Below are 3,877 nucleotides of genomic sequence, written 5' to 3'. Positions count from 1 at the left end.
ATGGGTTCATTTGGCTGTGAAAAATTCGCCCTGTATGCGATTGCCCAGTATTGCGATCAGATGGTGCCTGATGGTTTTGGCGGAATGGAGCCACGTTTCACCTGCAATGCGTATATAGCCACTCAGCGCAAGGCGCGGGATGTATTGGATGATTTGGCCTCCGTTTTTCGTGGTATGCAGGTCTGGAATGGCTTGCAATTAACCGCGTTTCAGGACAGACCCTCCGATCCGGTATGGACATTCACCAATGCCAACGTGGTTGAGGGTAAGTTTAACTACAGCTCTGCGGCAAAGAAAGCGCGACACACTGCAATTGAGGTGACGTGGATTAACCCGGACAACGGCTGGAAAAATGAACGGGAACTTATTCAGGATGATGCGCTTGCGGCTCGCTTGGGTCTCAATGTCAAAAAGATTACGGCATTTGGCTGTACCAGCCGTGGACAGGCTCACCGCGTTGGCAGATGGATGATTGAAACTGAAAAGCTCGAGACTGAATCAGTGACATTCAGTACAGGCAAGGAGGGGATCAACTGCATACCGGGTGATATTGTTGAAATTGCGGATAACTTTTTTGCTGCTGCCCGCATTGGTGGGCGGGTTATGTCATTTTCGGGCAAAAAGGTTCATCTTGATGCTCCGGTGGAATTCGCCAGTGGTGAATCGGGTTATTTCTCTTACATGGGCAGCGAGGGTAAATTTGTCAGGGTTGATATTAATTCTGCCAAGGGCGATACCATCACATTAAACGATGTGCCTCATGGGTTACGGCAATGGGGCATATTTTCGATATCCAAAAAATCTCTTGTCACTCGTTTATTCAGGGTGATGGGCATTACTGAGGACAATAAAACAGGTAATTACAATTTCACCTGCATTCAGCATGAACCACAGAAAGAAGCGATTGTTGATCATGGCGTCGATTTTAAAGGTGCTCCACCCACTCAAAACGTTATCAGATTACCAAATATTGAGCGCTTGAGCGTTGCTTATATTCAGGATAGTACGCAGATACAAGCCCGTGCAATGTGGGCGACAACAACCATTAACCGCAATATTACCTTTGATATAGCGGTATACCGTGACAATAAAGTGGTATCGAGAGGAAACACCAAAGAGCTTGAATATTACTTTAACGGTCTGGATGCAGGTATCTACATGATTGGCGTTCGCGCCCGCGATGACGGTGGAATGTTGGGTGATGAGTCCAAGGTTCAAATGGTCATTGGTGCGCCTGCTGCACCTTCTGCTATCAATATTGAACCCGGATTTTTTGAGTTAAAAGCCATTCCTCATATCAGCGCTCCAAAGACGCTGGATACCCAATTTGAGTTCTGGTTTTCTGATAAACAGATCGCCAATATCAACGAAATTGAGGCAAAGGCCGATTTTCTCGGCATTGCTAAATTCTGGATAAAGGGGCAGCTAAAAGCAGGTACGCCATACTGGTTCTATGTTCGCAGTATAAACGAATTTGGAAAGTCGCATTTTGTTGAGGCGGTAGGTGAAGCCAATGATAACGCAAAGGAAATCTTAGACGAGTTGGGGAATAAGTTCCTCACCGCCGAAGCCGGAAAGCGCATTCAGGATCAACTGGATTATTTGTCCGAAGCTGACCTTATCAACGCGGTCGCCACACAGGAAAATGCCATCAACATGATGGCGCGCGACGGTGAGAACAAGGCAGAAATTAAGCGGCTTGACCGGGTGTTTGCGGATTCCCAGTCTGCTTGGGCAGAAAAGCATACCCGCGTGGAAGCGGAGATTGCAGAGGCTAAGGCAGCCAGTGTTCAGGAAAGCCAGAAAGCCGTTGCGAAAATGAATGAGGCTCTGGCAGGCAGTGAGCGTCGCACGCAGGTTCAACTTGACAAGCAATCTGCCGTCATTAGCGAGAAAGCCACGGCAGTCTTTGATATCAAGGGTAACGGCTATGCCATTTATGACATTGGTGCCGGGGTGAAGTACAAAGATCAATTCTATAAAGCCGGGATGGTGATTGGGGCAGAGGTGAAAAATGGTCAGGTTTACACCTCGATTGGATTCAATGCCAATAACTTCGTCTGGTTTAACCCAGCCAATGAAAAGATGGAGCCGTTCATGGCGGCCAAGAATGGTCAGTTGTTTATCAGAGAAGCCTTTCTTGGTAATGCCACGATTACCAGCGCGAAGATAGCTGACACCCTCCAGTCCAGCAACTTTGACCCAAATCGGAGAACAGGATTCAGGCTGAATATGAGAACGGGGGAAATGACCAGTTACGGGCAGGGTTCAGGGGGGTATTGGGTTGAAACTAATAACCTCAAGCAGCTCTTTGACAGAAACGGCAGGTTACGAATTAGAATGGGGTTCTGGTAATGGGAATGGGATTAGAGACTTACGATGAGAAGGGGCGATTAATTATCACCACCAATAACATCATTCCGCGCTTTCTGGGGACGCATGTAATTCCCCTCAAAAAAGAGGGAAGTTTGCACCTTCCGGGCTTGACTGAGGGCGGGAATGTCACTGCCCGTTTCTTTTTGTTCATGAGTAATAAACTGGGGGTCAGCACATACAAACTCAGCAATGAGTTTACCCGGTTCAGCGCGTCCGGTAGCGCATTTAACTATTACGTAGATTACGATGAATGGCGATGGGAGAACAAGGGATGGGGCGGCGGACAAGGTGGCGGCTGGGATGAGATGGTCAATCGCGTAACAATTTGGGCTATATAATATGTTAGGTATTGAATTTTATACAGATAATGGATTTGTCCAGATATCGGATAAATCACCCGCCTTGGGGTTTTTAAGAAAAGCGGCGGACGGGGAAAGTAACCTCCAGCAACCATACTATAATTTTGCGGAAGTGTACGGGGCAGGCGGCAAATATTTCTTTGCACCCATACATGAGCTGGGGGTGTATGGCAATAGTGGGCTGGAGGTTTACAGCGAGAAAGGGGAACTGATGTTCTCTTCTTCCATGAAACTCCTGTCGTTTGTGAAGCCGTTTTATGTCGATGTCCCCAATAACAAAAACACCCCCTTTGTTTATACGGGAGAGGCCGGGCGACGTTACGGTTACATGATAATTAAGGATCAGCACCGAAGCCATTACAAGCACAAGCAATTTATCGATGGCCTGAGTAACCCACCTTATTATGATGATTGGTGGGAATTTGATGTTTACGCTGAATCATTCGAGGCCAAATACAGTGACGGCAGAATTGAGATAGTTTATTCATATGAATATGCCTACCAGGGAGGCGGGTTAGAAGATCCCGGCACATGGAGCGGTCCACCACCTCTGATGCAGGGCTTCATTGTTGATCTCACTGCCATTGAAGGCTGACCTTTTCTAACACTTCTTTTTCTTCTTCTCAGGAACACACCATGTACTATTCACAAGGCACAATTAACACTGTGTCCGGCTCGGCTATTGTCCGTGGAACCGGCACACGATTTAAAGACAACATCAACGGCATTGCACCGGGTCAGATTATCTTAATCCAGTCCGGCAACAGCAATCTACTCCACATGATTCAGGCGGTGAACTCCGATACCGAACTGGTACTGGCAGACGCGGCTGCTGTCACCCTGAATAACGTGAGCTACCAGATTCAGATTACCCTTCCTGATTCGCCTAGTGATGGCGTCCGACATATGGTAGCGATTAACAGCCGCGTTACCAACTTCCTCCAGAATATGGACAGATGGATGAGTGAGAATGGCGTGGTTAACGTGACATTGCCGAATGGACAGCAAGTATCGCTGCAATCGATTAAGGCGATGAATGAGCAAATCGCAGGATTAACCCAGTCAGTTGACAACCGCCTCGAAAAATCAAGGAACGGCGCGGATATTCCCGATAGACAAGAGTTTGTGAAAAACCTTGGTTT

The 3,877-nt window shown here is 47.5% G+C and carries 3 protein-coding genes and 1 pseudogene; all 4 read left to right on the top strand.

Annotated features, from left to right (window positions below; translation table 11 throughout):
* Positions 1-2,355, top strand: a 2,355-nt coding sequence (locus Xbed_RS18115) for a TipJ family phage tail tip protein (RefSeq protein WP_086114233.1), incomplete at its 5' end; no start/stop codon positions are given.
* Positions 2,356-2,360: 5 nt separating this feature from the next.
* A complete protein-coding gene (locus Xbed_RS18110; protein WP_244182552.1) occupies positions 2,361-2,714 on the top strand; it encodes a hypothetical protein in 354 nt (117 codons plus the stop codon).
* Position 2,715: 1 nt separating this feature from the next.
* Complete coding sequence (locus tag Xbed_RS18105) at positions 2,716-3,330, top strand: hypothetical protein (RefSeq protein ID WP_086114231.1); 615 nt, start codon at positions 2,716-2,718, stop codon at positions 3,328-3,330.
* Positions 3,331-3,371: 41 nt separating this feature from the next.
* Positions 3,372-3,877: pseudogene (locus Xbed_RS20025) on the top strand (hypothetical protein); the annotation flags it as partial.

The organism is Xenorhabdus beddingii (genome assembly GCF_002127545.1).
GTDB classification, from domain to species: Bacteria; Pseudomonadota; Gammaproteobacteria; order Enterobacterales; family Enterobacteriaceae; genus Xenorhabdus; species Xenorhabdus beddingii.
This window is presented reverse-complemented; position numbering and strand designations above follow the sequence as displayed.